Source organism: Falsiroseomonas frigidaquae, from assembly GCF_012163145.1.
Classification (GTDB): domain Bacteria; phylum Pseudomonadota; class Alphaproteobacteria; order Acetobacterales; family Acetobacteraceae; genus Falsiroseomonas; species Falsiroseomonas frigidaquae.
Window position 1 is genome coordinate 52,265 of sequence record NZ_JAAVTX010000004.1, and the last position, 25,185, is coordinate 77,449.

General features: G+C 71.3%; 27 protein-coding genes. 11 read left to right on the top strand and 16 right to left on the bottom strand.

Annotated elements, in window-relative coordinates; all coding sequences use genetic code 11:
- Positions 1-211 precede the first annotated feature (211 nt).
- Positions 212-910, top strand: coding sequence for a DNA-3-methyladenine glycosylase family protein (locus HB662_RS12840; protein ID WP_168050198.1), 699 nt, complete (start codon positions 212-214; stop codon positions 908-910).
- Here the strand turns inward: HB662_RS12840 and HB662_RS12845 are convergent.
- Complete coding sequence (locus HB662_RS12845) at positions 852-2,045, bottom strand: FAD-binding domain-containing protein (RefSeq protein WP_168050200.1); 1,194 nt, start codon at positions 2,043-2,045, stop codon at positions 852-854. The genes HB662_RS12840 and HB662_RS12845 overlap by 59 nt on opposite strands.
- Positions 2,046-2,092: 47 nt before the next feature.
- On the opposite strand from HB662_RS12845, the gene HB662_RS12850 reads away from it, so the two are divergent.
- From HB662_RS12850 to HB662_RS12860, 3 genes are all read left to right on the top strand, one after another.
- Positions 2,093-2,998, top strand: coding sequence for a metallophosphoesterase (locus tag HB662_RS12850; protein WP_168050201.1), 906 nt, complete (start codon positions 2,093-2,095; stop codon positions 2,996-2,998).
- 95 nt (positions 2,999-3,093) lie between these two features.
- Positions 3,094-3,288, top strand: a complete 195-nt coding sequence (locus HB662_RS12855; RefSeq protein WP_168050202.1) for a hypothetical protein — start codon at positions 3,094-3,096, stop codon at positions 3,286-3,288.
- Complete coding sequence (locus HB662_RS12860) at positions 3,288-3,509, top strand: hypothetical protein (RefSeq protein WP_168050203.1); 222 nt, start codon at positions 3,288-3,290, stop codon at positions 3,507-3,509. The genes HB662_RS12855 and HB662_RS12860 overlap by 1 nt, the downstream gene beginning before the upstream one ends.
- Before the next feature lies 1 nt (position 3,510).
- Here HB662_RS12860 and HB662_RS12865 read toward each other — a convergent pair whose 3' ends face one another.
- Genes HB662_RS12865 through HB662_RS12885 form a run of 5 tightly spaced genes read right to left on the bottom strand, consistent with a single transcriptional unit; the run spans position 3,511 to position 7,786 of the window.
- Positions 3,511-4,275, bottom strand: a complete 765-nt coding sequence (locus HB662_RS12865; protein ID WP_168050204.1) for an alpha/beta fold hydrolase — start codon at positions 4,273-4,275, stop codon at positions 3,511-3,513.
- Positions 4,272-5,135, bottom strand: a complete 864-nt coding sequence (locus HB662_RS12870; protein ID WP_168050205.1) for a DMT family transporter — start codon at positions 5,133-5,135, stop codon at positions 4,272-4,274. The genes HB662_RS12865 and HB662_RS12870 overlap by 4 nt, the downstream gene beginning before the upstream one ends.
- 59 nt (positions 5,136-5,194) lie before the next feature.
- Entirely contained in the window at positions 5,195-6,562 is a 1,368-nt protein-coding gene (locus HB662_RS12875; protein WP_168050206.1) for an NAD(P)H-dependent oxidoreductase, read from the bottom strand.
- Positions 6,563-6,572: 10 nt separating this feature from the next.
- The gene (locus tag HB662_RS12880; RefSeq protein WP_168050207.1) at positions 6,573-6,770 is read right to left on the bottom strand and encodes a hypothetical protein; all 198 of its coding nucleotides are present in this window, start codon (positions 6,768-6,770) and stop codon (positions 6,573-6,575) included.
- On the bottom strand, positions 6,767-7,786 hold the full coding sequence (locus HB662_RS12885; protein WP_245185634.1) for an NAD(P)H-quinone oxidoreductase: 1,020 nt from the start codon (positions 7,784-7,786) through the stop codon (positions 6,767-6,769). The genes HB662_RS12880 and HB662_RS12885 overlap by 4 nt, the downstream gene beginning before the upstream one ends.
- A 152-nt stretch (positions 7,787-7,938) precedes the next feature.
- On the opposite strand from HB662_RS12885, the gene HB662_RS12890 reads away from it, so the two are divergent.
- Both HB662_RS12890 and HB662_RS12895 read left to right on the top strand, forming a co-directional pair.
- On the top strand, positions 7,939-9,243 hold the full coding sequence (locus tag HB662_RS12890) for an ABC transporter substrate-binding protein (protein WP_168050208.1): 1,305 nt from the start codon (positions 7,939-7,941) through the stop codon (positions 9,241-9,243).
- Entirely contained in the window at positions 9,240-11,042 is a 1,803-nt protein-coding gene (locus HB662_RS12895) for an acyl-CoA dehydrogenase family protein (RefSeq protein ID WP_168050209.1), read from the top strand. Before HB662_RS12890 ends, HB662_RS12895 begins: the two co-directional genes overlap by 4 nt.
- 4 nt (positions 11,043-11,046) lie before the next feature.
- Here HB662_RS12895 and HB662_RS12900 read toward each other — a convergent pair whose 3' ends face one another.
- The 3 genes from HB662_RS12900 to HB662_RS12910 form a co-directional block, all read right to left on the bottom strand.
- A complete protein-coding gene (locus HB662_RS12900) occupies positions 11,047-12,048 on the bottom strand; it encodes a Bug family tripartite tricarboxylate transporter substrate binding protein (protein WP_168050210.1) in 1,002 nt (333 codons plus the stop codon).
- 170 nt (positions 12,049-12,218) lie between these two features.
- Positions 12,219-13,208: a Bug family tripartite tricarboxylate transporter substrate binding protein gene (locus HB662_RS12905; RefSeq protein ID WP_168050211.1), complete on the bottom strand. Its 990-nt coding sequence runs from the start codon at positions 13,206-13,208 to the stop codon at positions 12,219-12,221.
- 84 nt (positions 13,209-13,292) lie between these two features.
- The gene (locus HB662_RS12910) at positions 13,293-14,462 is read right to left on the bottom strand and encodes a diaminopropionate ammonia-lyase (RefSeq protein WP_168050213.1); all 1,170 of its coding nucleotides are present in this window, start codon (positions 14,460-14,462) and stop codon (positions 13,293-13,295) included.
- 85 nt (positions 14,463-14,547) lie between these two features.
- Here HB662_RS12910 and HB662_RS12915 point away from each other — a divergent pair, with 85 nt between their 5' ends.
- Positions 14,548-15,588, top strand: coding sequence for an NAD-dependent epimerase/dehydratase family protein (locus tag HB662_RS12915; RefSeq protein WP_168050215.1), 1,041 nt, complete (start codon positions 14,548-14,550; stop codon positions 15,586-15,588).
- Here HB662_RS12915 and HB662_RS12920 read toward each other — a convergent pair.
- Positions 15,508-16,020, bottom strand: coding sequence for a hypothetical protein (locus HB662_RS12920; RefSeq protein WP_168050217.1), 513 nt, complete (start codon positions 16,018-16,020; stop codon positions 15,508-15,510). The two genes, HB662_RS12915 and HB662_RS12920, sit on opposite strands and share 81 nt — an antisense overlap.
- 197 nt (positions 16,021-16,217) lie before the next feature.
- Between HB662_RS12920 and HB662_RS12925 the strand changes: the two genes are divergently transcribed.
- Complete coding sequence (locus HB662_RS12925; protein ID WP_168050219.1) at positions 16,218-17,189, top strand: Bug family tripartite tricarboxylate transporter substrate binding protein; 972 nt, start codon at positions 16,218-16,220, stop codon at positions 17,187-17,189.
- Positions 17,190-17,234: 45 nt separating this feature from the next.
- Here the strand turns inward: HB662_RS12925 and HB662_RS12930 are convergent, their stop codons facing one another.
- On the bottom strand, positions 17,235-17,996 hold the full coding sequence (locus HB662_RS12930; RefSeq protein WP_168050221.1) for an SDR family NAD(P)-dependent oxidoreductase: 762 nt from the start codon (positions 17,994-17,996) through the stop codon (positions 17,235-17,237).
- 136 nt (positions 17,997-18,132) lie between these two features.
- On the opposite strand from HB662_RS12930, the gene HB662_RS12935 reads away from it, so the two are divergent.
- Positions 18,133-18,714 carry a TetR/AcrR family transcriptional regulator gene (locus tag HB662_RS12935; RefSeq protein WP_168050223.1) on the top strand — a complete coding sequence of 194 codons (582 nt, stop codon included), beginning with the start codon at positions 18,133-18,135 and terminating at the stop codon, positions 18,712-18,714.
- A gap of 1 nt (position 18,715) precedes the next feature.
- Here HB662_RS12935 and HB662_RS12940 read toward each other — a convergent pair whose 3' ends face one another.
- Positions 18,716-19,117, bottom strand: coding sequence for a thioesterase family protein (locus tag HB662_RS12940; protein WP_168050224.1), 402 nt, complete (start codon positions 19,115-19,117; stop codon positions 18,716-18,718).
- Positions 19,114-19,449 (bottom strand): acyl-CoA thioesterase, encoded by a 336-nt coding sequence (locus HB662_RS12945; protein WP_245185659.1) that lies wholly within the window; start codon positions 19,447-19,449, stop codon positions 19,114-19,116. Before HB662_RS12945 ends, HB662_RS12940 begins: the two co-directional genes overlap by 4 nt.
- A 102-nt stretch (positions 19,450-19,551) precedes the next feature.
- Here HB662_RS12945 and HB662_RS12950 point away from each other — a divergent pair, with 102 nt between their 5' ends.
- Positions 19,552-20,127 carry a histidine phosphatase family protein gene (locus HB662_RS12950; RefSeq protein ID WP_168050226.1) on the top strand — a complete coding sequence of 192 codons (576 nt, stop codon included), beginning with the start codon at positions 19,552-19,554 and terminating at the stop codon, positions 20,125-20,127.
- 148 nt (positions 20,128-20,275) lie between these two features.
- Here the strand turns inward: HB662_RS12950 and HB662_RS12955 are convergent, their stop codons facing one another.
- Positions 20,276-21,454 (bottom strand): M20 family metallopeptidase, encoded by a 1,179-nt coding sequence (locus HB662_RS12955; RefSeq protein ID WP_342449504.1) that lies wholly within the window; start codon positions 21,452-21,454, stop codon positions 20,276-20,278.
- 142 nt (positions 21,455-21,596) lie between these two features.
- Between HB662_RS12955 and HB662_RS12960 the strand changes: the two genes are divergently transcribed.
- Positions 21,597-23,219, top strand: a complete 1,623-nt coding sequence (locus HB662_RS12960; protein ID WP_209443276.1) for an ABC transporter substrate-binding protein — start codon at positions 21,597-21,599, stop codon at positions 23,217-23,219.
- Here HB662_RS12960 and HB662_RS12965 read toward each other — a convergent pair whose 3' ends face one another.
- Together HB662_RS12965 and HB662_RS12970 are read right to left on the bottom strand one after the other, a co-directional pair.
- Complete coding sequence (locus HB662_RS12965; RefSeq protein ID WP_168050228.1) at positions 23,220-24,191, bottom strand: Bug family tripartite tricarboxylate transporter substrate binding protein; 972 nt, start codon at positions 24,189-24,191, stop codon at positions 23,220-23,222. It lies immediately after the preceding gene.
- Positions 24,192-24,288: 97 nt separating this feature from the next.
- On the bottom strand, positions 24,289-25,170 hold the full coding sequence (locus HB662_RS12970; RefSeq protein WP_168050229.1) for a fumarylacetoacetate hydrolase family protein: 882 nt from the start codon (positions 25,168-25,170) through the stop codon (positions 24,289-24,291).
- Positions 25,171-25,185 lie beyond the last annotated feature (15 nt).

The window sequence follows — 25,185 nt, forward strand, 5'->3', positions numbered from 1 at the left end:
CTCCGGCTCTCCCTTTCTGGCAGGCGGCGCATTCCGCCGCCGGAAGAGGATCTTTCGCAAGCGAAGTGAAACCGGGCGAAGCGATGGCGTCCCGCGTTTCGCCACAAGCCACGAAGCCAAGTCCGGACTTCGCGGATGACACGAGCGATCGCTCAAAAATGCATCCGGATCGCGGCTTACGCGCCCTGCAGCCGCGCGGTAGCCTTGCGGAATGACGGACGCCCCCCGCCCCTTCGCCGGCCCCACCGCACTGCGCCATCTGCGGCGCGACCCGGTGCTGAAGGCCGTCATCCGCCGCATCGGCCCCTGCACGCTGCAACCCGCGATGCGCGACCCCTATGAGGCGCTGGTCCGCGCCATCACCCACCAGCAGGTGCATGGCCGCGCGGCGGAGGCGATCCTCAACCGCTTCATCGCGCTGTATCCGGGCCACGGCTTTCCCCCCGCGCCGCAGGTGCTGGCCACGCCGGTGGAGGCGATGCGCGGCTGCGGCCTCTCCGGCAACAAGGTCGCCGCCATCCGCGACATCGCCGAGAAGGCCGTGGGCGGCCTGGTGCCGACCGCCGAGGTCGCCGCCCGCCTGCCGGATGAGGCGCTGATCGAGCGCCTGGTCGCGATCCGCGGCGTCGGCCGCTGGACGGTGGAGATGCTGCTGATCTTCACCCTCGGCCGGCGCGACGTGCTGCCGATCGATGATTTCGGGGTGCGGGAGGGCTGGAAGGTCTCGGCAGGCCTCGCGGAGCAGCCGAAGCCGAAGGAACTCGCGGTGATCGGGGAAGCCTGGGCGCCCTACCGCTCCATCGCCGCCTGGTACCTGTGGCGGGCCGCGGATGCGGACAAGGCGGCGCGGATCAAGCCGAAGGCGGCGAAGGTGCCAGTTCCCGGAGCCATGCCGGGATCCGCTCTCTGAAGGCGAAGTAGCCCTTCGTCGCCGCCGGCCAGCAGGCAGCATCCCAGTCCCGTCGCGCCACATGCAGCGGAACGCCCAGTTCCCGCAATGCGGTCGCCGTCCAGCCCACCGGCGCCTGCGGCGTCACCACGGGCAGGCCATGGTCCAGCGCCCAGCCGGCCACCGCCTCCGGCGCCAGGGCGACGGCGGGGGCGTTGCAATGGCGGCCGGCGCGCTCCAACCCATCCGCCATCACCTGCCAGGCGTGGCGTTCGGCCATCGGCGCGCAGCCGAGCGGCGATCGTGCCCGCGGCACCGCCAGGCCGGCGATCGCGCCGACTGCCAGGCCGGGCGGCAGCAGGCTTTCCGGGTGCATGTCATCCTCATGCAGCAGCAGCGCCACCGGCCCTTCCGGCAATGGTGGCACCGGCACCAGGGGTTGCGGCGGGATGGGCGGCGGTGCCGGCGGGGGTGGCGGGTCTTCCTCCAGCCCGACCGGGTCGAAGCGGCCATCGGTGAAGCGCCGGATGTTTTCGGCACGCGCAACATAGGGCTTGCCGGCGGTGTGCAGCCCCGCCACCCAGCGCCAGGACAGCGTGTTGCTCGCCGCATCGGCATCCAGCAGGTGGCGCAGGAACAGATCGGCGCCGAGCGTCCAGGGCAGCCGCAGGGTGAAGATCCAGATGCTGGCGAACCACATGCGGGCGTGGTTGTGCAGCCAGCCGGACTCCTGCAATTCGCGCATCCAGGCATCGAAGGCGTCGATGCCGGTGGCACCGGCCACGGCGCGCGCATGCGCCGCCTGCAGCGCCGGCTCCGCCTCCAGCCTTGCCAGGTCCTGGGCGAGCCCGCTGCGGTAGGAGTCCCACAGGGCCGGGCGCAGTTCGAGAAAGCCCTTCCAGTAGCTGCGCCAGAACACCTCCTCGATGAATTTCTGCGCCCGTTCCGGCCCATGCAGGTGCAGCGCGGTGCCCACCACCTCGGCCTCCGTCACCAGGCGGTGGCGGATGGCGGGCGAGAGGCGGGAGACATCCTGCCGCCGCCCCGGGCCAAGGTCACTGTTGCGGCCCCGTGCATAATCGGGCCCCATGCGCGGGCCGAAGGTTTCGAGCCGCAGCAACGCCGCGGCGCGGTCAGCCGGAAAGTGTTCCATCATCCCATCCAGATCGGCCCGCCGGGCGATCGTGCAACCGAGGCTTCCGCATGACCACCCGCCGCGCCTTGCTGACCACGATGGGCGGGCTGACGCTGGCCGGCGCGGGCAGCGGTCTCTACGGCTTCTGGATCGAGCCGGCCTGGCGGCTGGCCGTCGCCGAGTACCGGCTGAACCCGCCCAACTGGCCGCAGGGCCGGCCCATCACCATCGCGGCCCTGGCCGACATCCACGCCAGCGAGCCGCACATGCCGCTACGGCGCGTGGAGGAGATCGTCGCCGCGACAAATGCACTGCGGCCGGACCTGGTGGTGCTGCTGGGCGACTACATGGGCGATGGCCGCTACGTGAAGCACGGCATCCCGGTGGCCGAGACGGCGGAGGTGCTGAAGGGGCTGCGCGCGCCGCATGGCGTCCACGCCATCATGGGCAACCATGATTGGTGGGACGACCATGAGGTGCAGCGCCGGCGGCGCGGCGTGCCGCACACGGCACGCGTGCTCGCCGGTGCCGGAATCTCCGTGCTGCACAACGCCGCGGTGAAGACCGGCTTCCGCGACCGCGGCTTCTGGGTGGCGGGCAGCGGCAGCCTCTGGGCGTTCAGCGAGGGTCCGGGCCGCTTCCTCGGCAGCAACGATCTGGCGCGCACGCTGGGTGGCGTGCAGGACCAGGACCCGGTGATCCTGCTGTGCCACGAGCCGGACCTGTTCCCCAGCGTGCCGGCGGACCGCGTGGCGCTGACGCTGTGCGGGCATACCCATGGCGGGCAGGTGCGGCTGGCGGGCTACTCGCCCTACGTCCCCTCAGCCTTCGGCAACCGCTACGCCTATGGGCATGTGGAGGAGGCGGGCAAGCACCTGGTGGTCTCCGGCGGGCTCGGCACCTCGATCATGCCGGTACGGCTGGGGGTGCCGCCGGAGATCACGCTGGTGCGGCTGGGCTACGGTCCAGGCTGAGGCGTCCCTCCCTTCGAGAAGAAATTGAATTTCTTGAGCCTCCCGAGACGGCTGCAAATATGCAAAAAACCGGCAGCGAGGAAGGGAGAGATCGGATGACGCAGAACACCAGGCCACAGCCGATCCCGGATGAGGCGTTGGAGCATGTGGTGGGCGGCACGGGCAATTCGGGCCAGCCGGAGCAGCCCACGGAAAGGCCCACGCCGGAGTTCGAATACAGCCCCCCGCCGACCGATGAGACGGTGGATGAGGAGATCGTCGAGGCCGTCCCGCGGACGAGGTTTTCCTGATGCGTCCCGTGGAACCCAAGGCGCCCGTGGAGCCCAGGGCGAAGGCCGTGGCCAAGCCGGTCGCACTGGATGAGGCGTCGCTGGACCAGGTGACGGGCGGCGCCGTCGCGATGAACTTCGAGTACAGCGGCGCGGAATGGCCGCCGCTCGGCGCCGGGCAGGACCCGGCGGATGATGAGGCGGTGACCGAGGCGCGCTCCGGCAACCGCGGCGGCTCCTGACCTACAAGGCCAGGAAGCCCTTCACCGCCGCCAGGAAGGCCTGCGGATTTTCCGCATGCAGCCAGTGGCCGGCGGGAATGCTGGCCTGGGTCGCGGCGGGGAACAGCCGGCCGAACAGCGGCGCATGTTCCGGCTGGATATAGTCCGACCGGTCGCCGGCCAGCACCAGCACGGGGCCCCCATACTGCCCCGGCAGGTCCGGCCAGCCGGCGATCTCCGGCATGCCGGCGGCGATCTGCTCCAGCCCGATCCGCCAGGATGGCGGATTGCGCGTGAAATCCAGGTTCTGCAGCAGGAAGGCGCGCAGCGGCGCCGCGGGCACGGCGGGCGCCAGCGCCGCATCCGCCTCCCGCCGCGCCAGCCCTTCGCGCAATTCCAGGCCGCGCATGGCGGCGATGTAGGTGTTGAACAGCGGCGCCGGGTAATGCACCGGGGCGATGTCGGCGACCAGCAGACGCGAAACCCCCTCCGGCCGCGCCAGCGCCAGCGCCATGGCCACCTTGCCGCCCATGGAATGGCCGATGATGGCGGCGGGCCAGGCGCCCTCGGCCTGCAGCGTCTCCGCCACATCGGCGGCCATGTCGGCATAGGCCATGCCATCCGCATGCGGCGAGGCGCCATGGTTGCGCAGGTCGAGCGCCAGCACCCGGAAGCCCTCCGCCGCCAGCGCCTTCTGCACCGCGCCGAAATTCTGCCCGGCGCCGAGCAGCCCATGCAGCAGCACCACCGGCGGCCCCTCGCCCAGGCTGTTGACGACGAGCCTCATCCGCGTGCCGCCATGATGACCGAGGCAAAGATCAGCCCGCCGCCGATGATGACGTCCCAGCCCAGCGGCTCGCCCAGCCACAGGGTGGAAACCAGCACGCCGAAGGCCGGCACCATAAGGAAGCCGACGGAGGCGACGGCGCCGGGCAGCTTGCGCCCGGCCTCGATCACGCACCACGTGCCGATCGGCGCGGCGAACAGCCCGATGTAGAGCAGATGCGGCCAGGAGCTCAGGCCGACGCCGCCATCCGGCTCCAGCACCAGCGTGATCGGCACCAGCATCAGCGCGCCGATGCCGAAGCACCAGGGCAGCAGGTCGAACATCGGCGTGCGCGGCGGCCATTTGCGCGACGCGATGATGGCAATGGTCCAGAGCAGCCCGGCCAGCACCAGCATCAGATGGCCGATCACGGCATCACGCTGCGACCAATCCACCGACCATGGCCCGATCAGCACGCCGGCCCCCGCCAGCCCCAGCCCGGCCGCGAACCATCGGGCGCGGGAGACCTTCTCCCCCAGGACCAGCACGGAAAGCGGGATCAGCCAGTAGGTCACGACATTGGACAGCACCGCGGTGCGACCCGCCGGCACCAGCGCCACCGCCAGATGCGTCAGCGCGAAGAAGCCGCCGAGCTGGAAAACACCGAGGAAGAACACCGCCCGGCGATCCTCCGCCACCGGAAAGCGCAGCCGCCCCAGCGCCGCGAGCAGGATCGCCGCCCCCAGCGCGGCAAGGGCGGACCGCCCCGTGCCAAACCAGAGTGGCGACGCATCCGCCAGCGCGGCCTTGGTAATGGGCCAGGCACCGCCAAACAGGATGACAGCTGCGAAAAGCAGCCGGAAGGCGGAAGCCATGGGCATTGGCGTTAACCTAGCCGCGCCCGTCGCGTCGCGAAAAGCCTGGTTTTGTGCAAATGCGCTTACAATTCGCCAATCGTATCCATCGCCATGCCGCGCATCGCCGCGCGCATCTCCCGCGCCGCCTGCGCCGCGCCGCCAGCCTGGTGCGGCTGCAGATCCGCCTCCGTCACCAGGGCGCCCTGCGGCACCGCACGCGCCAGGGCGACGCCGTGGGCGAGGCCGATCGGCACGGCGCCCAGGGCGCGTGACCGTGCGGCCGGGATGCATTTGCCCCAGACCATCGCCCCTCCCTCGCCGTCCAGCAGCTCACCCGGCTTCAGCGCGCGCTTGGCGATGGCGACGCAATCGGCGGCCCAGCTTTCCGCCACGCCCGTCGGCTCCCGCCGCAGGGCTGCGGAGGCGACGGAGACGCCGAGCTCCAGCCCGATGAAGTGATAGGGCCGCCACAGCGCGGCGTAGCGGCCGGTGCTGTCGGTGGCGACTCCGTATTCGGCGAAGCAGCGGCGCGCGTATCCGGTGTCGCCCTCGAACACCACATAGACGCCCCAGCGGAGGTTGTCCGGGATCTCGGCGCCGTCGCGGGTAAGGGAGGACACCACCTCCACCACGCCCTTGCGCGCCAAAATGCCGCCTTCGTTTTGCGGGCGCAGCAGGTCGGGCAGCCGGCTGGTGCCGGCGGGCGGGAAGGCCAGGCCATCCTCGGGCGGCGCCAGGCCGGTGGCATTGGCGATGGCCGCCATCTCGATGCCGGATTTCGTGCCATCGAGGAAGGAGTTGAACATGCGCGGATTCATCGCGCCCTGGCGCGCCTGTTCCGCCGTCAGCCCGTAGAAATCCCACACCGTCTCCGGCGTGCTGGCGTGATAGGCGGGCAGGTACTTGGTACCCTTGCCGGCGGCGACGATGGAAAAGCCGCCGGTGCGGATGGTGTCCACCAGCTCCGCCACCAGGGCCGGCTGGTCGCCATAGGCCATGGAATAGACCACGCCGGCCGCCGCAGCCTCCCGCGCCAGCAGCGGGCCGGCGAGCACATCGGCCTCCACATTCACCATCACCACATGCTTGCCGTGGCGGATCGCGTGGCGGGCATGGACCAGGCCGGCGGCGGGGTCGCCGGTGGCTTCCACCACCACCTCCACCAGCGGGTCGGCGATCAGCGCCAGGCTGTCCTCGGTCAGCCAGGTGGCGCCGCTGCGCGCCGCCGTCGCGGCATCCGCCGCGGCGCCGGCCTCGGGCGGCCAGTGGATGCGGGCCAGCGCGGCGCGGGCGTTGGGGATGGACAGGTCGGCGATGCCCAGCACATGCAGCCCCGGCGTGCGCGGCGCCTGGTGGAGGAACATCGAGCCGAATTTGCCGGCGCCGATCACGGCGACGCGCACCGGTCGCCCCTCCGCTTGGCGCTTCAAAAGCAGGCGGTGCAGGTTCATCGTGGGGACCTCAGGGCGAATACCAGGGCCGCGGGCGTGACCCGGGCAGCGGCAGCGCGGTGCCATGGCGGCGGGCCAGCAGGATGCTGGCCGTCAGCGCCAGCAGCACCGCCAGCCCCTGCCCCGCACGCCGAACCCCGCGGTCCCGCAGCCGGGGCGTCAGCGCCAGCAGCAGCAGCGCGGCGGCGAAGGCCCACCAGGGCGTCAAGGCACCGTCAGCATGATCTTGCCGATATGCGCGCTGCTTTCCATCAGGCGATGCGCCTCCGCCGCCTGGATCAGCGGGAAGGTCTTGAAGATGCGCGGCCCAGCCTTGCCCTCGGCCAGCATGGGCCAGACCTTGGCCTCCAGGGCCTGTGCGATCTCCGCCTTCTGCGCCGTACTGCGCGGCCGCATGGTGCTGCCGGTGACGGTCAGGCGCTTCACCATGATCGGGCGGAGGTCCACCTGCTCCGCCAGGTGGCCGTTGAGGAAGGCGATCATCACCAGCCGCCCGTCCAGCTTCAGGCAGCGCAGGTTCTTCGTGAAATACGGCGCGCCGACCATGTCGAGCACCACATCGACGCCCTTGCCGCCGGTCAGCGCCTTGATGCGCTCCTGGAAATCCTCCGCCTTATAGTCGATGGCGGCATCCGCGCCGAGTTCCAGGCAGGCCGCCACCTTCTCCGCGCTGCCCGCCGTGGCGTAGACCGTGGCGCCGAAGGCCTTGGCGAGCTGGATGGCGGTGACGCCGATGCCGCTGGTGCCGCCATGGATCAGGATGGACTCGCCCGCCGCGAGGCGCCCATGGCCGAAGACATTGGCCCAGACGGTGAAATAGGTCTCCGGCAGGGCGGCGGCGCGCAGCGCGTCATAGCCGGCCGGCCAGGGCAGCGTCTGCGCCTCCGGCGCCGTGCAGTATTCGGCATAGGCGCCGCCATTGGCCAGCGCGCAGACCTTGTCGCCCACTTTCCAGCGGGTGACGGCGGCGCCCACGGCCACCACTTCCCCGGCGCATTCCAGGCCGATGACGGGGCTGGCGCCGGGCGGCGGCGGATAGCTGCCGGTGCGCTGCGCCACATCCGGGCGGTTCACGCCAACGGCCTGGGTGCGGATCAGCACCTCATCCGCCGCCGGGCTTGGCAGCGGGCCGCGCACCGGCACCAGTACCTCCGGCCCGCCGCCCTTGCCCGTGCCGCCCTGGGTGTGGTCGATCAGGGTCATCTCGACGGGCAGGTTGGACATGGCGGGCTCCTGTTCTCGGTCGGGGCATGAGGGACCATGCGGCGGCGCGGCACGTCAAGGCGGGACGGCGGAGGACGCAGGCGGGGTGGCGGGGTTGTGCGCCGGCGGCGGGCCGTGGAAAACTGCGCGCGGGTGCCTGGAGGGTTGGAGGAATGCAGGGCTTCGGCCGCCGGATGCTCGGCGGGCTGGCCGGCGCCGCGCTGGGCGCCTTCGGCCCCTTCGGCCGCGCGCGGGCGCAGGCCCCGGCGGCCACCCCCGCCCCGGCCCCGGCCGGGGCACCCTCGGCGCCTCCGGTCCGGCTCGGCGCGCTGTTCCCGCTCAGCGGTCCCTCCGCGCTGTTCGGCGATGAGTGCTATCGCGGCCTGGAACTGGCGGTGGAGGACCGCAACGCGGGCGGCGGCGTCTTCGGCCGCCCGATCGCCCTGGTCCGCGCCGACGCCCCGGATGAAGCCGCGGCCACCGAGGAAGCCCGCCGCCTGGTGCAGGGGCCGGAACGGGTCGCCGCCATCTTCGGCAGCTTCAGCACCACCATCGCGCTGCCCGCATCCCAGGTGGCGGAACTGGCGAATGTGCCGTTCTTCGAGCTGTGCGCGCTGGGCGACCCGGTGGTCGAGCGCGGCTTCCGCTGGGTGTTCCGCGCCGCGCCACAGGCCACGGATTTCGCCGCCACCGCGCTGCAGGGCGTCAGCATCCTGGCTGCTGCCATGGACCGGCCGGACACCGCGCTGCGACTGGCCATCGCGCAGGAGGATGCACTCGGCGCCCAGTCGATCGGAGCGGCGCAGGAAGCGCTGATGCAGGCGCGCGGGCTGACGCTGATCCAGCGCGCCAGCTACGCGCCGCGGCCGACGGACCTGGCCGGCCTGGTGCAGCGCCTGCGCGGGCTGGATGCGGAGGTGGTGCTGCATGTCGGCGCGCCGGGCGACGAGGTGCTGCTGTTCCGCGCCATGCGGGACGCCAACTGGCAGCCGCGCATGGTGATCGGCACCGCCGGCGGCTACGGGCTGGGGGAGACGGCGCGCAGCATCGGCGCGGATTTCGCCGGCACGATGAGCGCGGATTTCACCCCCTTCGCGGTGAATGAACGCATCGCCCCCGGCGCCCGCGCCTTCGCCGAGCTGTATCTGCGCCGGTATGGCGCGGAGCCGCGCTCCGGCCATGGGCTGGCCTGCTTCACCGGGGCGCGGCTGTTCCTGGATGCGCTGCACCGCGCCGGCAGCGCGGAGCGGGACCGCATCCGTGCCGCGCTGATGGCGACCGATATCCCCGAGGGCCTCACCGCCTGCGGCTGGGGCGCGCGCTTCGACGAGCGCGGCCAGAACCTGCGGGCGCGGCCGGTGCTGTGCCAATGGCAGCCCACCCTCGCTACGCCCGGCGGCCAGGCGGGGCTGCGCCAGGTGGCGATCGCCCCGGCGGAGGCCGCCATCGCCGCGGCGCAGACCCGGCTCGGCCCATGAACATCGCCCTGCCCCATCCGCCGCACGGCTCCCAGGCGGCACCGCCGCACGGCTCCCAGGCGGCACCGCCGCAGGGCTCCCAGGCGGCACCGCCGCAGGGCTCCCAGGCGGCACCGCCGCAGGGCGCCGAGGCGGTGCCGGACAGCCGCGGGCTGAACCTATGGCGCGCGGACCCGGCGCTGGCGCGGCTGGCGGGGCTGTACCTGCCGGCGGACCTGCTGGCGCATCTGGCGCCGCATCTGGACCGGCTGGGCGGGCTGGCCGGCGGGCGGCTGGATGAACTGGCCGCGACGGCGGACCGCAACCCGCCGGTGCTGCACAGCCGGGACCGGCGCGGCGCGGATCGGCAGCACATCGAATACCACCCGGCCTACCGGGCGATGGAACAGGTGGCCTTCGGTGATTATGGCCTGGCCGCGCTGTCGCATCGCGGCGGGGTGCTGGGCTGGGCGGCGCCGATGCCGCCGGCGGCGAAGTACCTGATCACCTACCTTCTGGTGCAGGCGGAATTCGGCCTGTGCTGCCCGGTCTCCATGACCGACAGCCTGGCCCGCACGCTGCGCCGCTTCGGCGACCCGGCGCTGGTCGCCCGCTACCTGCCCGGGCTGACCAGCCAGGATCTGGATGCGCTGGACCAGGGCGCGATGTTCATGACGGAACAGGGCGCCGGCAGCGACATCGCGGCCACCGCCGTGATGGCCGCGCCGAATGCGGATGGAAGCTGGGCGCTGACCGGCGACAAGTGGTTCTGCTCCAACCCCGATGCCGGCCTGGCCATGGTGCTGGCGCGGCGCCAGGGGGCTGAGCAGGGTGCGGGGCCGGGGCTTGCCGGTGTCTCCCTGTTCCTGCTGCCCCGGGTCCTGCCGGATGGCACGGAGAACGCCTACCGCATCCTGCGCCTGAAGCCGAAGCTCGGCACCCGGTCCATGGCCAGCGGCGAGATCCGGCTGGAGGGGGCGACTGCCTACCTGGTCGGCGACCCGGCGGCCGGCTTCCGGCAGATGGCCGACATGGTCAACAATTCCCGCCTCTCCAACGGTATGCGCGCCGCCGGCCTGATGCGCCGCGCCGTGACGGAAGCGCTGTATGTGGCGCATCGCCGCCGCGCCTTCGGCCAGCGCCTGGTGGACATGCCGCTGATGCGCCGGCAATTGGCAAAGATGCTGCTGCCGATGGAGCAGGCGCGCAGCCTGATGTTCCAGACGGCGGAGGCGCTGCGCCGATCCGATGCCGGGGAGGAAGGCGCCTACCCCCTGCTCCGCATCCTGACGCCATTGCTGAAATTCCGCGCCTGCCGCGACGCCCGCCGCGTCACCGGCGATGCGATGGAGGTGCGCGGCGGCTGCGGCTACATCGAGGAATGGCCGGATGCCCGGCTGCTGCGGGACGCACATCTCGGCAGCATCTGGGAAGGCACCAGCAACATCGTGGCGCTGGACGTGCTGCGCGCGGCAAAACGGGAGGCGGCGCTGCCGGTGCTGCGCCGGCATGTCATGGCGCTGCTCGGCAATGCCCCTGCCCTGCCCGAAGCGCCGGCGGCACTGGACCGCGCCGTGGCGCTGGCCGAACGGGCGCAGGAGAACCCGGCTTTGGCCCGCCAGGCGGCCTCCGCCCTGTACCATTTGACCTCCGCCGCCGCGATGGCGTGGGAGGCGGCGCGGCTGGAGGATGCCGGGCGGCTGGAACTCGCCCGGCTGGTGCTGCGCCACCGCGTGCTGCCGCGCGACCCGCTGGCGGCGGAGGATGAGGCGGTGCCGGAGGGGATCGCAGCGGGGCTGTTGCCCGACCCCGGCACCTGACACTTCAGCTGGCCCGGATGCCCGCCGCGCGGACCAGCGGTTCCCACACCGCAATCTCGCTGGCGAGGTAGGCGGCGGCCGATTCCGGGGTGCTGTCGGAGACCACCTGCATGGTGAAGCCCAGCAGCCGCTCCTTCACCGCCGGGATGTTCACCGCCGCATTCACCGCCCGGTTGACCTGCTGGATGATGGCCGGCGGCGTGCCGCTGCGCGCCATCACCATGTGCCAGGTATAGGCCTCGTAGCCCGCAACGCCCTGCTCGATCATGGTCGGGATGTTCGGCGCGAGCGGCGAGCGCTGCTTCGTGCTGATCCCCAGCGCCCGCAACTGCCCGGACCGCGCATAGGGCAGCGCGGAGGCGGCGATGTCGAAGATCATCGGCACCCGGCCGGACAACACATCCGGCAGCGCGGCGGAACTGCCGCGATACGGCACATGGTTCACCCGCAGCCCGCCGGCCGCATGCAGGAACAGCTCCGTCGCCAGGTGCACCGCGCCGCCATTGCCCGAGGAGGCGTAGTCGTACTTGCCGGGATTGGCGCGCAGCACGGCGATGAACTCGGCCAGGTTCCGGGCCGGGAAATCATTGTTCACCAGCAGCACCACCGGCACCTGGCCGACCAGCGCGCAGGGCGTGAAATCCGCGATTGGGTCGAAGGGCAGCGTCGGGAACATCGCCCGCGTCACCGCATGCGCCACGGTGGTGTACAGCAGCATGGACCCGTCCTGCGGACCCTTGGCCACCACATCCGTGCCGATCACCACACCGGACCCGGTGCGGTTCTCCACCACGATGCGGTTGGGCAGCGCCTTCGACATTTCCTCCGCGATCAGGCGCCCCGGTACATCGGTGGGGCCGCCAGCGGCGAAGGGGACGATCATGCGGACCGGCTGGCTGGGCCAGGTACCCTGCGCCGCGGCGCCGCGCGGCAGCAAGGCGGGGGTGGCCAGCGCGGCGGCGCCGAGCGCCAGCGCGCTGCGGCGACCGAAGATCGGATCTTTCATGAACATGCTCTCCCCTCGGGCGAGATTGCCGCCCGTTGATTTATGGGCGGAACAGTCGGGGAGAGTGTGGGCCGGCGTCAACCGACGATCGCCGGGGCAGCCTCCGGGGCGGGCACGCCCCCCTCACGCAACCCTCTCCCCCCGTCGGGGGGAGAGGGCTTTCGCGGGTGCTAGTTGATGGTGATATTGGCTTCGCGCACCACCGATGACCACTTCCGGGTCTCCTCCCGCAGCCAGGCGGCAGCCGAATCCGGCGTGCTGTCGGTGACCAGGCGCATCGCCAGGTCGGACAGGCGCTGCTGCACCGCGGCCTCGCCGGCCACCTGCATGAAGGCGCGGTTCACCGTCTGGACCACATCGGCCGGAGTGCCCTTGGGCGCCATGACCATGTGCCAGGTATAGGCCTCGAGCCCCGGGAAGCCGGCTTCCGCCGTGGTCGGCACATCGGGAAGCTGCGGCATGCGGGAGCTGTCCATCACCGCCAGGGCACGCGTCTCGCCGCTCTGGACATAGGACAGCGCGGAGGTGGCGACATCGACGATCAGCGGGATGGTGCCGTTCAGCACATCCGGCATCGCCGCCGCCGTGCCGCGATAGGGCACGTGCAGGGCGCGGGCATCCATCGACCGCAGCATCAGCTCCGTCGCCAGATGCAGCGCGCCGCCATTGCCGGAGGAGGCATAGGTCATGCCGCCCGGATCGGCCTTCAGCGCCGCCTGCAGCCCGCGCAGGTCGCGCACCGGGGAGCTCCGGCCGACGGTGACCAGCATCGGGATCACGCCGACCAGCGCCACCGGCACGAAATCCGCCTCGGGGTCGAAGGGCAGGCGCTGGAACAGGGCGCGCAGTACCGCATGCGCCACGGTCGTATACAGGAAGGTGTGGCCGTCCGTGGCCTTGGCCACCACTTCCGTCCCCACCAGCACGCCGGCGCCGGTGCGGTTCTCGACGATCACGCGCTGCGGCAGGTTGGCGCCGATGCGCTCGGCGAACAGGCGGGCCGGGATGTCGGTCGGGCCGCCGGCGGCGAAGGGCACCACCAGGCGCATCGGCTGGTTCGGCCAACTGCCCTGGGCGCGGGCGGCGGAGGTGAAGGCGGGGGCGGCCAGCGGGGCGGCGATTGCGGCCATGCCGGCGCCGAGAATTTGGCGGCGATTCATGCGGCGGGTCTCTCCGTAAGGTCGTTCAGGCAGCGCCGAAGCGCCGCCGTGGTTCCCCGCATGTCGCGCTGCAACAATCCAACGTCAATCCGATTGGTCTATCAACCTTGCGTAGAGCTCCGGGTCCGTGGCGCCCTCGGTTCCGAACAGCAGCACCCGGCTTTCAGTGCCCAGTCCCAGCATGATCCGGGTCATCGGCTCCCGCGCCGCCAGCAGCAGGGCGGCGAGCCCGGCCACGGCGCTTTCGCCCGCGACGATCTTCGGGGTGCGCCGGGCCAGCAGGCGCATGCAATCCACGGCGCTGTCGTCGGAGACGGCCATGAAGGCGAAGGCGCCGCGCTCCAGCTCCTGCCAGGCGAGCAGGCTCGGCTCGCCGCAGGCCAGGCCCGCCATCAGCGTGTCCAACTCGCCCTCCACCGTCACCGCTTCCCCGGCCTCGGCGCTGGCGAGCAGGCAGGCGGCCTTCTCCGGCTCCACCACGATGACCTTCACATCCGGCCCGAAGCGGGCGCGGAGCTGGATGGAGACCGCGGCCGCCACGCCGCCGACGCCGCCCTGGATGAAGGCGTGGGTCGGCGCCTGGCCGTCCAACTGGTCCGCCGCCTCATCGACCATGACGCGGTAGCCCTGCATCACGTCGCGCGGGACCTCGGTATAGCCCTCATAGGAGGTGTCGGAGACGACAAACCAGTTCTCCGCCTCGGCCGTGCGGGCGGCTTCGCGCACGGCGTCGTCATAGTTGCCCGGGACCACCCGGATCTCGGCGCCGTATTTCGCGATGGCGTCGCGGCGGCCCTGGCTGACCGTCTCATGCACGAAGATGACGCAGCGGCAGCCGAAGCGCTGGGCGCCCCAGGCGACGGAGCGGCCATGGTTGCCATCCGTCGCGCAGGTCACGGTGATGCCGCGCAGCGCGTCGCGATGCGCGCCGCCGGCCAGCTCCGCGCTGGTCGCGGCATTCGCCACGCCGCGCCGCGCCAGTTCCGCCACCAGCAGCCGCGCCACCGCATAGGCGCCGCCCAGCGCCTTGAAGCTGCCGAGACCGAAGCGGCCGGCCTCATCCTTCCAATGCACCGCCGCCACCCGCGCCTCGGTGGCCACATCCTCCAGCTTCAGCAGGGGGGTCGGCGCATAGCCGGGCCAGGAGGCGATCTCCGCCTTGGCGCGACGGAAGCTGCCATCCGGCAGCACCACCACGCCGGGGGTGCCATGGCGGCGATTGAGCAGGAGGCGGGAGGGGCGATCGGGGATCATGCGGCGGAGAGTGGCGCGCCGGCCCCTGTCCCGGCAAGTTGCCCTCGGGCGAGTCGCGCCAGTTGATGAAGAAGGGAAGAGAAGCATGCAGGTCACCATCCTGGGCGGCGGCGGGTTCCTGGGCCGCAGGCTGGCGGCGCGGCTGGCGGCGGATGCCGCGGTGGGCGGCCAGCGCATCACCGGGCTGACCCTGTTCGACCTGCACCAGCCGGCGCCGCTGGAGGCTCCCTTCCCGGTCCGCTGCCTGGCCGGCGACGTGGCCGATGCATCCGTGCTGGCGCAGGCGATTCCGCCCGGCACCGGGCTGGTGGTGCACCTGGCCGCCGTTGTCTCCGCCGCGGCGGAGGCCGATTACGACCTGGGCATCCGGGTCAACATCGCCGGGACGCAGGCGCTGATCGATGTCTGCCGGAAGCTGGTGTCCGATGACCGCAGGGCCGAAGGGCCCGAAGGTCTGAATCGGCCGCCCGGCCAAAGGCCGCCGCGGGTGGTCTTCACCTCCTCCGTCGCCTCCTTCGATGGCGGCCAAGCGGCGATGGTGCCGGATGAGGCGCGGCAGCTGCCCACCAACAGCTACGGCGCGCAGAAGGCGATCGGCGAATTGCTGCTGGCGGATGCGACGCGGCGCGGCTTCCTGGACGTGGTCTCGATCCGCCTGCCGACGGTGATGGTGCGGCCGGGTCGGCCGAATCGCGCGGCCAGTTCCTTCGTCTCCGCGGTGCTGCGGGAACCGCTGCTGGGCCTGCCGGCGCAGTATCCGGTGGCGGAGGATTTCCGCGTCTGGGTCTGTTCCCCGCGCCGCGCGGTGGATTGGCTGGCGCATGCCGCCGGGATGGATACCGCGAAACTCGGCCGCGACCGCGGCATCAACCCGCCCGGCCTGTCCGCCTCCATCGCGGAGATGCTGGCGGCGCTGGAGGAGGTGGCGGGGCCGCAGGCCCGCGCCCTGGCCCGGCACGTGCCGGATGCGGAGGTGGAGGCGATCGTCGCCGGCTGGCCCGCCGCCTTCGCCGCGACGCGCGCCCCCGGCCTCGGCTTCGTCCGCTCAGAACCGCTGACGGAGATCCTGCGCGCCTTCATCGCGGATGATCTCGAAGCCACGCGCCGGGACCGCGAGGCCGGCTGACGGCGCGGCATCACGCGACAGCGGGCCCGGCTGCAGCACCAGGCAGAGCGGGATGGTCATCGCGGCGCGCACCGCCTCCAGCAGCGGGGGCGCCATGCGGCCGCGGGACATGTCGTGCGGGAACCAGCCGATCAGCACCGGCGCGGCCTGCCTTGGCGGCACCGTCACCGGCTCCGCCGGCGCCTCCACGATGCCGGGCAGGCGGATGCCGGCCAGCACGGCGGCGGGCCAGGGATGCGGGTTGCGGACCGTCATCCAGTATTCGGTACGCGCCGCCTGCGGCGGTTCCGTCTGCACCACCAGGTCGAATCGCTCCGCCACGAGGTGGCTGTCCTTGGCCTCGAGCCGGCAGGGGAAGGCTGTCTGCGCCGCGGCCGGGGTGGCGGCCAGCAGCAGCAGGGTGGCGGCGAAGGCGGGGCGAAAGCGGATCATCGGGGTCTCTCCTGCACTGACGGCAGGATGCGGCGCCGGGCGCGGAGCAGGCCAAGACGCGCTGCCTTTCGGGCCGATTGGCTGCGCCTTGGGCCGGACGTTGCGTCAGGTAGAATGATTTATGAAGCGAGTTCAAGCCGTTGCATGCCGCGCAGTCCGGCGTCATGCTGCCGGAAATCGTCCCGGGAGGACCCGCCATGACCACCCGCCGCACCCTGTTGGGTGTCGCCGCCGCATCCGTCGCCACCCTCGCCGCGCCGCGGCTCGCCCAGGCCGCCTGGCCGGGCGACCGCGCCATCGAGGTGATCGTCCCCTTCCCGCCGGGCGGCGGCGTGGACAACATGGTGCGCCCCATCGTGCATTTCGTGACGCCGCGCCTGCCCGGTGCGCGATTCGCCATCGTCAACCGCCCCGGCGCCGCCGGGCAGCTGGGGTTCGAGGCGTTGTTCAACGCGGCGCCGGATGGCTACACGCTGGGCGCGCTGACCAACACCGCCATGCATGCCATCGCGGTGGAACGCACCCCCCGCTACAAGCCGGAGGACTTCACCTACATCGCCAATGTGGTGGATGACCCGGGCGGATTGTGGGTTCGCGCCGACAGCCCCTGGCGCACGCTGGACGACCTCAAGGAAGCCGCGAAGAAGGACCCGGAGGGAATCGGCGTCGGCACCGCCGGCATCGGCTCCGACGACCACATGCTGCAGCTCAGCTTCGAGGAAGCGGCCGGCGTGCGGCTGCTGCACATCCCCTACAACGGCACCGCGCCGGTGCAGCGGGACGTGCTGGGCGGCAGCCTGAAGGTGGGCAGCTTCAACATGAGCGAGGGCGTGGCGCTGATGCGCGAAGGCCGCATCCGCTGCCTGGCGCAGGGCGGGCCGCAGCGCTGGGCGCCGACCGGCCAGGTGCCGACCTTCAAGGAACAGGGCTACGACGTGCTCGGCGGTTCCGCCCGCGGCATCGGCGCCCCGCCCGGCCTGCCGGAGGAAATCCGCGTGAAGCTGGAGACGGCCTTCCGCGAGGCGATGGCCGACCCCGCGCTGATCGCCGATGCCGAGCGCACCGGCCTGCCGCTGCGGCCCCTGGTGGGCAAGGACTACCGCGACATGATGCGGGCCGACCACGCGGTGCTGCAGGGGCTGTGGCAGCGGCGGCCCTGGCGGCAGTAGTTCGGCGAACCCTCTCCCCCTGTGGGGGAGAGGGCTTGCCGGCTGTCAGATCCCGAAGCCGCCGGCCATGTTGAGGGTCTCGCCGGTGATGTAGCCGGCGGAAGGCCCGGCCAGGAAGCAGATGGTCTCCGCCACCTCCTCCAGCGTCGCGATGCGACGAATCGGGTGCGCGTCCAGGATGGCATCCCGGTCCGGCAATTCGCCGGCGACGTCGGCCGCCATGTCCGTCGGCATGATGCCCGGCTGCACCACATTCACCGTGATGTTGCGCGGGCCCAGGTCGCGCGCGATGCCCTTCGCGTAGCCCGCCAGCGCCCATTTCGTGCCGGCATAATCGGCCACCCCCGCGAAGGGCACGACGGAGCCGAGGCGTGAGCCGACGAAGATGATGCGCCCGCCATCGCTCATCCGCGGCGCCGCCGCGCGGGTATTGGCGATGCTGCCCAGGACATTCACCTGCCATTGATGGTTGTAGCGGTCGCCATCGAGCGTGGGGTCATCGACGCGCTGGCCCTGGATGGCGATGCCGGCATTGTTCACCAGGATGTCGAGCCGGCCAAATTCGGCAAGCACCGCATCGACCAGCGGCCGGGCGGTGGCCAGGTCCGCCTGGTCGCTGCGGATGGCGATGGCGCGCGCCCCCTTCGCCTTCAGCTTCGCCACGACGGCCTGCGCCTTGTCGGCGGAGGCCGCATAGCTGATCGCGACATCCGCCCCCTGCGCGGCGAAGGCTTCCGCCGTGGCAGCGCCGAGGCCGCGGGAACCGCCGGTGACCAGGACGACCTTGCCCTTGAACGTGTTGGACATGTGAACCCCTTCGGATGGCATGGGCACCTTCGCCCTGGAAACGTAATGGCCATTACGGTAACGTCTGGTATGAAATTCGACAGGGGCCGTCAAGCCGTTTAATAATGCTCGTTATGAAAAAGGTCGGGTCCAGCTGATGGGACGCCATCGGGAGTTCTGCACCGAGAAGGCGCTCGACGCCGCGCTCTGTGTCTTCTGGCGCAAGGGCTATGAGGGCGCGTCCTACACCGACCTGGTCGCGGCGACCGGCGTCGAGCGGCCCGCGCTGTATGCGGCCTTCGGCAACAAGGAATCGCTGTTCCACCGCGCCTTGGCGCGCTACGGCGAGCGCTACCTTGGCTACATCCCGGAGGCGCTGCAGCAGCCCACGGCGCGCCAGGTTGCGGCGCATTTCCTGCAAGGTGCGGTCGAGCTAACCACTCGCTATACGGACCGTCCCGGCTGCCTCGGCATCCAGGCCGTGCTGGCCGGGTCGGACGAGTCCGAACCCATCCGCCAGGCCCTGATCGCCTATCGCGCCACCGGCGAGGCGGCGCTGCGGGAACGCTTCGAGCGGGCGAAGGCCGAGGGCGACCTGCCAGCCACGGCGGATTGCGCGACGCTGGCCGGCTTCGTGATGGCGATGGCGCACGGCCTGTCCGTGCAGGCAAAGGCGGGCTTGCCGCGCGCGACGCTGCAGGCGGTGGCCGAGCAGGCGCTGGCCGGCTGGCCCGGCTGAGCTAGGCGGCCGCCTCCGCCCCCTGCCCTTCCAGCAGCGCGCGCCATTCGGGCGTCAGCGCCACCTTCTCCCCGCTGTCCTGCCGCGTGAGCACGCAGACGGCGCGCGCCGTGCAGCAGGGCTCGCCATCCTTCAGCAGCGCATAGTCCTGCACATAGGAGCTGCGGCGGAAGGAGATGGTGCGGCAGGTCAGCGTCACCGCATCGTTGAAGCGCACCCCGCGCAGGTAGCGCACATCCAGCTGCGCCACGACCGGCCCCGGCCGGTCCGGCGCCAGCGCCGCGCCGGTCAGCGCCTGCCAATGCGCCACGCGCAGATCCTCGAACAGGATCAGGTAGGCCGCGTGGTTCACATGGCCATAGGGGTCGCATTCGGACCAGCGGATGACGTGTTCGCGGATCACAGGGGGGGCACCGGCCGCGGCTTGCGGTTCTCATCGATGGCCACGAAGGTGAAGACGCCCTCCGTCACCAGGCACATCTCCTCCTCCGACCTTTCGCGGCGCCAGGCCTCGACCTCGATGCGCATGGAGGTGCGGCCGACGGAGACGACCTCGGCATAGATGCTGACCTCGTCGCCGACGAGGACCGGCATGTGAAACTTCATGCCCTCCACCGCGATGGTCGCGACCCGGCCGCGGCCGCGGCGCCCGGCGGCGTTGCCGGCCGCCAGGTCCATCAGCCCCATCAGCCAGCCACCGAAGATGTCGCCGGAGGGGTTGGCATCGGCCGGCATGGCGATGGTGCGAAGCTTCGGCGCATCGGTGGGCGGGGTGCGGGGGTTGGGCAAGCGTGTCTCCGTGGTAGGGTCGTGGCGCAACGCATCCTTACGGCAGCCATGGCGCAAGTCCACTTCCTGACGCATCCGGAGGTCGCGATCGACCCCGCCGTGCCGGTCCCCGACTGGCCGCTTTCGCCGCGCGGGCTGGAACGGTCGCGGGCCATGCTGGCGCAGCCCTGGGTGCCGCAGGTCCGCGCGGTGTTCAGCAGCACGGAGCGCAAGGCGCGCGACATGGCGGAAATCCTGGCCGGGCATCTGGGCCTCGGCGTCACCCAGGTGGCGGCGCTCGGGGAGAATGACCGCAGCGCGACAGGCTACCTGCCGCCGGCGGAGTTCGAGGCGACGGCGGATGAATTCTTCGCCGCGCCGGAGCGCAGCGTGCGCGGCTGGGAAAGGGCGGTGGATGCCCAGGCGCGGATCGTGGCGGCGGTGCGCGGCGTGCTGGCGCAGGCGCCGGCGGGGGATGTGGCGATCGTCGCCCATGGCGGCGTGGGGGCGCTGCTGCTGTGCCACATCAAGGGCGTGGCGATCAGCCGGGCGGAGGACCAGCCGGGCGGCGGCGGGGGGAACGGGTTTCGGTTTGCGCGGATCGGCTGGGGGTTGCTGGAGGGGTGGCGAAGGGTGGAGGGGTAGCCCGGCCCCCACCCTCCCGCGCTGCGCGCGGGCCCCTCCAGCCCATGGCGTTGCGGCAGCGCCGCAACCCCCCGCTTCGCAGGGGAGGGTTTGCTTCTCCCTCCCCCGCTTTGCGGGGGAGGGTCGGGGTGGGGGCTCGGCGGCCCCCTCAGCCCGGCCCGAGCTTCAGGATCGCCCGCGCCACCGCCTGCGCCCGCGGCACCAGGCTCCCCAGCTCCAGATACTCCTCCGGCGTATGCGCCTTGCCGCCCACCGGCCCGACGGCACACAGCGTCGGCGCGCCCATCGCCGCGGTGAAGCCGCTATCGGCGCAGCCGCCGCTGAACTCGCCGCTGGGATCGAAGCCGGATTCGGCGGCCGCCGCGCGATAGGTGGCGAAAAGCTTCGCCGCCTCCGGCGACTGCGTCAGCGGCAGGAACTCGCCCTTGATGGTCAGCTTTGCGCGAGTGCCGGGGACGTAGGATTTGTCGATGATGGCGTGGATCTTCGCCATCACCTCCTCGCGGTCTGCCGGCTCGACATAGCGCAGGTCGATCTGGCCCTGGGCGTGCGGCGCCACCGTGTTCACGCTCTGCCCGCCGGTCACCAGGCCCACATTCAGCGTGATGCCGCGCTTCAGGTCGGTCAGCGCATGGATCGCGGTGATCTTGGCCGCCAGCTCGCCGATGGCGCTGATGCCGGCCTCGAAATTCCCGCCGGAATGGGCGGCCTTGCCCTCGATATCGAAGACGGAAAACACGCCGCCCTTGCGGCCGGTGACGATGCCGCCATTCGGCCGGCCGGGTTCCGAATTGAACACCACGCGCGCCGCCTTGGCCTCCGCCTCGATCACCGGGCGGCCCTCGGGCGAGCCGATCTCCTCATCCCCCGTGAACAGCGCGACGAGCGGCCCGGGCGCGCCGCCGAATTTCTTGAAGGCGGCCAGGACGAACATGTTCATCACCAGCCCTGCCTTCATATCGGCGACGCCAGGGCCAAAGGCGCGATCGCCCTCGATGGTGAAGGGGCGGCGCGTCGGTTCGCCCTTCGGGAAGACGGTGTCGCGATGGCCCATCAGCAGGATGTTCTCACGGGCATTGCCGCCGCGCGTAGCGTCCCCGCCCTCAAGCGTCGCACGGATGCAGTCGCCGTGCTTCTGCTGCGGCAGCACCTCCACCGGAATGCCCTGCGCTTCCATAAAACGCGCAACCTGCGCGCCGACCTTGTCGACGCCCTCCTTGTCGTAGCTGCCGCCATCGGTATCCACCATCTCGCGCAGCACCTGGATCATCGACTCGCGTTGTGTGGACAGCCATTTGATGATGTCGGTCTCGGTGGACATGGTCATCCGGTCTCCTTTGCGGCGCGACAGCCTCGCATCCGGCGGGAAAGCTGGAAAGGCCTGTCCGTCCCGCAGCCTTCATCACCCCGTCATCGGTGCGTCATCCCCCGCGCCTAGCTTCCGCCGCCTTCGAACGGGAGCCATCCGCATGATCCAGCGCAGACATATCCTCGGCGCCACCGCCGGCGCGGCGCTGCTGCCGCGCTTCGCCATCGCGCAGAACGCGGCACCGGATACGCGGCCTTCCATCACGGTTGCCGTGCAGATCGTCAGCATCTCCGGCACGCTGGAGCCGATGCGCGAGCAGTCCAATGTCGGCTTCCGCATCATGCCGAGCTTTTCCGAACCGCTGATCGGCATCGACTGGACGCGCACGCAGCGTGCCGAGCCGGTGCTGGCGACATCCTGGCGCCGCATCGATGCGAAGACGCTGGAGCTGACGCTGCGCGACGATGTGCGGATGCATGACGGCCGCGTGATGGAGGCGGAGGACGTCGCCTTCACCTTCTCCAACGAACGCATGTGGACCGGCCTGCCCGCCGACACCCGCGGGTTGTTCGTCTCCACCACCGCGGGTGCCGCCGGCAAGACGCCGCCGCCCGAGGCCGCTGCCATCAGCCGCGCCCATTTCCCGAATTTCGAGCGCATGGAGGTGGTGGACCGGCGCACCGTGCGCTTCGTCAATTCCGTGCCGGATGTGACGCTGGAAGGCCGGCTGACGCGCACCACCGGCGCCATCTTCTCCCGCGCCGCCTTCGCGCAGGCCGCCACCTGGCTGGACTGGGCGCGCAAGCCGGTCGGCACCGGACCCTACCGCGTGGTGTCCTTCCGCCCCGGCCAGGACCTGGTGCTGGAAGCGCATGACGAATACTGGGGTGGCCGCCCGCCGCTAAAGCGCATCCGCTTCGTCGAGGTGCCGGATGTCGCCTCCCGCGTCGCGGGGCTGCAGGCCGGCGACTGGGATTTCATCTGCGACCTGCCGCCGGACCAGATCCAGGGCATCGAGCGCAGCCCGCGGCACGAGGTGGTCGGTGGGCCGATCAACAACAACCGGCTGATCGTCTGGGACAAGACGCATCCCGTTCTCGCCAATCCGCTGGTGCGCCGCGCCATGTCGCACAGCATCGACCGGCAATCGATCGTCGACAGCCTGTGGGGCGGCCGCACCGCGGTGCCGCGGGGCCTGCAATGGGAAGTCTACGGCGACATGTACCTGGCCGACTGGGAAGCGCCCCGCTTCGACCTGGCCGAGGCGCGCCGCCTGCTGCGGGAGGCCAACTACCAGGGCCAGCCGATCCCCTACCAGCTGCTGAACAACTACTACACGCTGCAGGTCGCCTCCTCGCGGATCCTGGTCGAGGGCTGGCGCCAGGCCGGGCTGAACGTGCAGATCGAGATGAAGGAGAATTGGGGCCAGATCATCGGCCGCTTCGAGGGTCGCGGCCTCTGCGACAATTCCAACACCGCGGTCTTCAACGACCCGGTCGCGCCGATGTCCGTCTATGCGCCGGGCGGCCAGACCTGGGCCAGCGGCCAGTGGCAGAATGACGAAGCACCGAAGCTGATGGACGCGCTGCAGACCGAGAGCGACCTGCAGAAGCGCCGCGCCACCTTCCGCCGCCTGCTGACGCTGACGGAGCGCGAGGACCCCGCCTATACCGTGCTGTTCCAGACCGCGAACTTCACGGGCAAGCGGAAGGACCTGCCCTGGCAGGCCTCGAAGTCCTTCGTGATGGACTTCTCGGCCCGCAACTGGGGCGGCGCGGCCTGACTATTCGACCTTGCCGATCCGGGCGACGGCGCGCAGCAGGCGCGCGCTGTCCTCGGCGAAGAAGCGGGAAAATTCCGGCGCGTCCAGATAGGCCACGGGCGCGCCGGCAGCGGTGAAGGCGGCGACCAGCTGCGGGTCCCGCACCGCCTGGCGCACCGCGTCGCGCAGCTTCTGCTGCACCGGCGCGGGCGTCGCGGCCGGCACGAAGAGCCCGGCCCAGATGTAGAACTCAACCTCCGAGAATCCCTTCTCCATGAAGGTCGGCACATCCGGGAAGGCCGCCACGCGGTCCTTGCCCCAGCAGCCCAGCACCCGCACCCGGCCCGACCGCACATGCTGCGTCAGCGTGCCCGGCGCGGAGGCCAGCGCCTGCACCTGGCCGCCGAGCAGCGCCGTGATGGCGGGGCCGGCGCCGCTGAAGGGCACATGCAACGCACGGAAGCCGGCGGCGGCCGCCAGCATCTCCATCGCCACATGCAGCGTGCCATAGGTGCCGGAGGAGCCGTAGGGGATTTCGCCCGGCCGCGCCTTCGCCGCCGCGATGAACTCCTCCATCGTCTGCCAGGGCGCGCTCGCCGGCACGGCGAGCATGGTCGGGTCGGCATTGACCAGGGCGATGGGGGCGAACTGGTCGACCGTATAGGGCGGCGTGCGGCCGAACAGCTTCTCCGCCTCCGGGATCACCGCCAGCGAGGACAGCGCCATCAGCGAGGTGTAGCCATCCGGCGCGCTGCGCGCGACATGCGCATTGCCGATGGCGCCCGCGGCACCGCCGCGATTCTGCACCACCACCGACTGGCCGAGGATCTTCTCCATCGCCGAGGCCGTCGGTCGTGCCGCCAGATCCGCCTGCCCGCCCGGCGGGAAGGCCACCACCATGGTCATGGCGCGGGAGGGGAAGTCGGACTGCGCGAGGGCGCTGCCGGCGAAGGGCAGCGCGGCGGTGGCGCCCAGAAGCGTGCGACGGTTCATTGTTGTTTTCTCCCTTGGTTCAGATCGCGGGCGGTGCGGCGCAGCCCCCCTCACCCTGCCCTCTCCCCCCGAAGTTGGGGGGAGAGGGTTCGTCAGGCTAGGCGACCGGGTTCTCCAGCACGCCGATGCCCGAAATCTCGATCTTCACCACATCGCCGGACTTCAGGAAGACCGGCGGGTTGAAGCCGATGCCTACGCCGGCCGGCGTACCGGTGGCGATCACATCGCCCGGCTCCAGCGTGATGACGGCGCTGATCGCCTCGATCAGCGTCGGGATGTCGAAGATCAAATCGGCGACGGGCGCCTTCTGGCGCTGCTCGCCATTCACCCAGGTGGTCAGCACCAGCGTCGTCGGGTCCGGCACCTCATCGGCCGTCAGGATGGCCGGGCCCATGGGGCAGAAGGTGTCCAGGCCCTTGCCCAGGATCCACTGGCTGTGGCGCTTCTGCAGGTGGCGCGCGGTGACGTCGTTGATGATGGTGTAGCCGAAGACGTGCTTCAGCGCGTCCGCCTTGGCGATGCCGCGGCCGCCCTGACCGATGACGACGCCGAGTTCGCCCTCGTAATCCACGCCGCCGGTCGGATCGAGATGGCCGAGGATCTTCTCGCCCTGGGCGATGATGCTGGTATGCGGCTTGGAGAAGACCACGGGGAAAGGCGGCACCACGTCCTTCGCGCCGCCGTCGAAGCCCGACCCGGCGAATTCCTTGGCGTGCTCGTGGTAGTTCTTGCCGACGCAGAACACGTTCTTCGGCGGGCGCGGGATCGGCGCGCAGAGCTTCGCGCCCTCCACCACCGGCGCCTTCGGCATGGCAGCGCGGGCCTTGTCCAGCAGCGCCGGCGCGGCGGCCAGGTCCAGCATGCTCTGCCCGCGCAGCAGCGGCTCGGCGGCGGCCAGGTCCAGAACGGCATCGCCGGCACCGAGGGCGCCGACTTCCTGCTGCAACTTGCCCGGACGCGTGAATGTCACCAGCCGCATGACGAGACCTTCCTC

What these genes read in the sequence shown, in the direction of transcription:
- HB662_RS12840 (WP_168050198.1), top strand. Translation starts at nt 212, where the DNA reads ATGACGGACGCCCCCCGCCCCTTCGCCGGCCCCACCGCACTGCGCCAT.
- HB662_RS12845 (WP_168050200.1), bottom strand. Translation starts at nt 2,045, where the DNA reads ATGATGGAACACTTTCCGGCTGACCGCGCCGCGGCGTTGCTGCGGCTC.
- HB662_RS12850 (WP_168050201.1), top strand. Translation starts at nt 2,093, where the DNA reads ATGACCACCCGCCGCGCCTTGCTGACCACGATGGGCGGGCTGACGCTG.
- HB662_RS12855 (WP_168050202.1), top strand. Translation starts at nt 3,094, where the DNA reads ATGACGCAGAACACCAGGCCACAGCCGATCCCGGATGAGGCGTTGGAG.
- HB662_RS12860 (WP_168050203.1), top strand. Translation starts at nt 3,288, where the DNA reads ATGCGTCCCGTGGAACCCAAGGCGCCCGTGGAGCCCAGGGCGAAGGCC.
- HB662_RS12865 (WP_168050204.1), bottom strand. Translation starts at nt 4,275, where the DNA reads ATGAGGCTCGTCGTCAACAGCCTGGGCGAGGGGCCGCCGGTGGTGCTG.
- HB662_RS12870 (WP_168050205.1), bottom strand. Translation starts at nt 5,135, where the DNA reads ATGCCCATGGCTTCCGCCTTCCGGCTGCTTTTCGCAGCTGTCATCCTG.
- HB662_RS12875 (WP_168050206.1), bottom strand. Translation starts at nt 6,562, where the DNA reads ATGAACCTGCACCGCCTGCTTTTGAAGCGCCAAGCGGAGGGGCGACCG.
- HB662_RS12885 (WP_245185634.1), bottom strand. Translation starts at nt 7,786, where the DNA reads ATGTCCAACCTGCCCGTCGAGATGACCCTGATCGACCACACCCAGGGC.
- HB662_RS12890 (WP_168050208.1), top strand. Translation starts at nt 7,939, where the DNA reads ATGCAGGGCTTCGGCCGCCGGATGCTCGGCGGGCTGGCCGGCGCCGCG.
- HB662_RS12895 (WP_168050209.1), top strand. Translation starts at nt 9,240, where the DNA reads ATGAACATCGCCCTGCCCCATCCGCCGCACGGCTCCCAGGCGGCACCG.
- HB662_RS12900 (WP_168050210.1), bottom strand. Translation starts at nt 12,048, where the DNA reads ATGAAAGATCCGATCTTCGGTCGCCGCAGCGCGCTGGCGCTCGGCGCC.
- HB662_RS12905 (WP_168050211.1), bottom strand. Translation starts at nt 13,208, where the DNA reads ATGAATCGCCGCCAAATTCTCGGCGCCGGCATGGCCGCAATCGCCGCC.
- HB662_RS12910 (WP_168050213.1), bottom strand. Translation starts at nt 14,462, where the DNA reads ATGATCCCCGATCGCCCCTCCCGCCTCCTGCTCAATCGCCGCCATGGC.
- HB662_RS12915 (WP_168050215.1), top strand. Translation starts at nt 14,548, where the DNA reads ATGCAGGTCACCATCCTGGGCGGCGGCGGGTTCCTGGGCCGCAGGCTG.
- HB662_RS12920 (WP_168050217.1), bottom strand. Translation starts at nt 16,020, where the DNA reads ATGATCCGCTTTCGCCCCGCCTTCGCCGCCACCCTGCTGCTGCTGGCC.
- HB662_RS12925 (WP_168050219.1), top strand. Translation starts at nt 16,218, where the DNA reads ATGACCACCCGCCGCACCCTGTTGGGTGTCGCCGCCGCATCCGTCGCC.
- HB662_RS12930 (WP_168050221.1), bottom strand. Translation starts at nt 17,996, where the DNA reads ATGTCCAACACGTTCAAGGGCAAGGTCGTCCTGGTCACCGGCGGTTCC.
- HB662_RS12935 (WP_168050223.1), top strand. Translation starts at nt 18,133, where the DNA reads ATGGGACGCCATCGGGAGTTCTGCACCGAGAAGGCGCTCGACGCCGCG.
- HB662_RS12945 (WP_245185659.1), bottom strand. Translation starts at nt 19,449, where the DNA reads ATGCCGGCCGATGCCAACCCCTCCGGCGACATCTTCGGTGGCTGGCTG.
- HB662_RS12950 (WP_168050226.1), top strand. Translation starts at nt 19,552, where the DNA reads ATGGCGCAAGTCCACTTCCTGACGCATCCGGAGGTCGCGATCGACCCC.
- HB662_RS12955 (WP_342449504.1), bottom strand. Translation starts at nt 21,454, where the DNA reads ATGACCATGTCCACCGAGACCGACATCATCAAATGGCTGTCCACACAA.
- HB662_RS12960 (WP_209443276.1), top strand. Translation starts at nt 21,597, where the DNA reads ATGATCCAGCGCAGACATATCCTCGGCGCCACCGCCGGCGCGGCGCTG.
- HB662_RS12965 (WP_168050228.1), bottom strand. Translation starts at nt 24,191, where the DNA reads ATGAACCGTCGCACGCTTCTGGGCGCCACCGCCGCGCTGCCCTTCGCC.
- HB662_RS12970 (WP_168050229.1), bottom strand. Translation starts at nt 25,170, where the DNA reads ATGCGGCTGGTGACATTCACGCGTCCGGGCAAGTTGCAGCAGGAAGTC.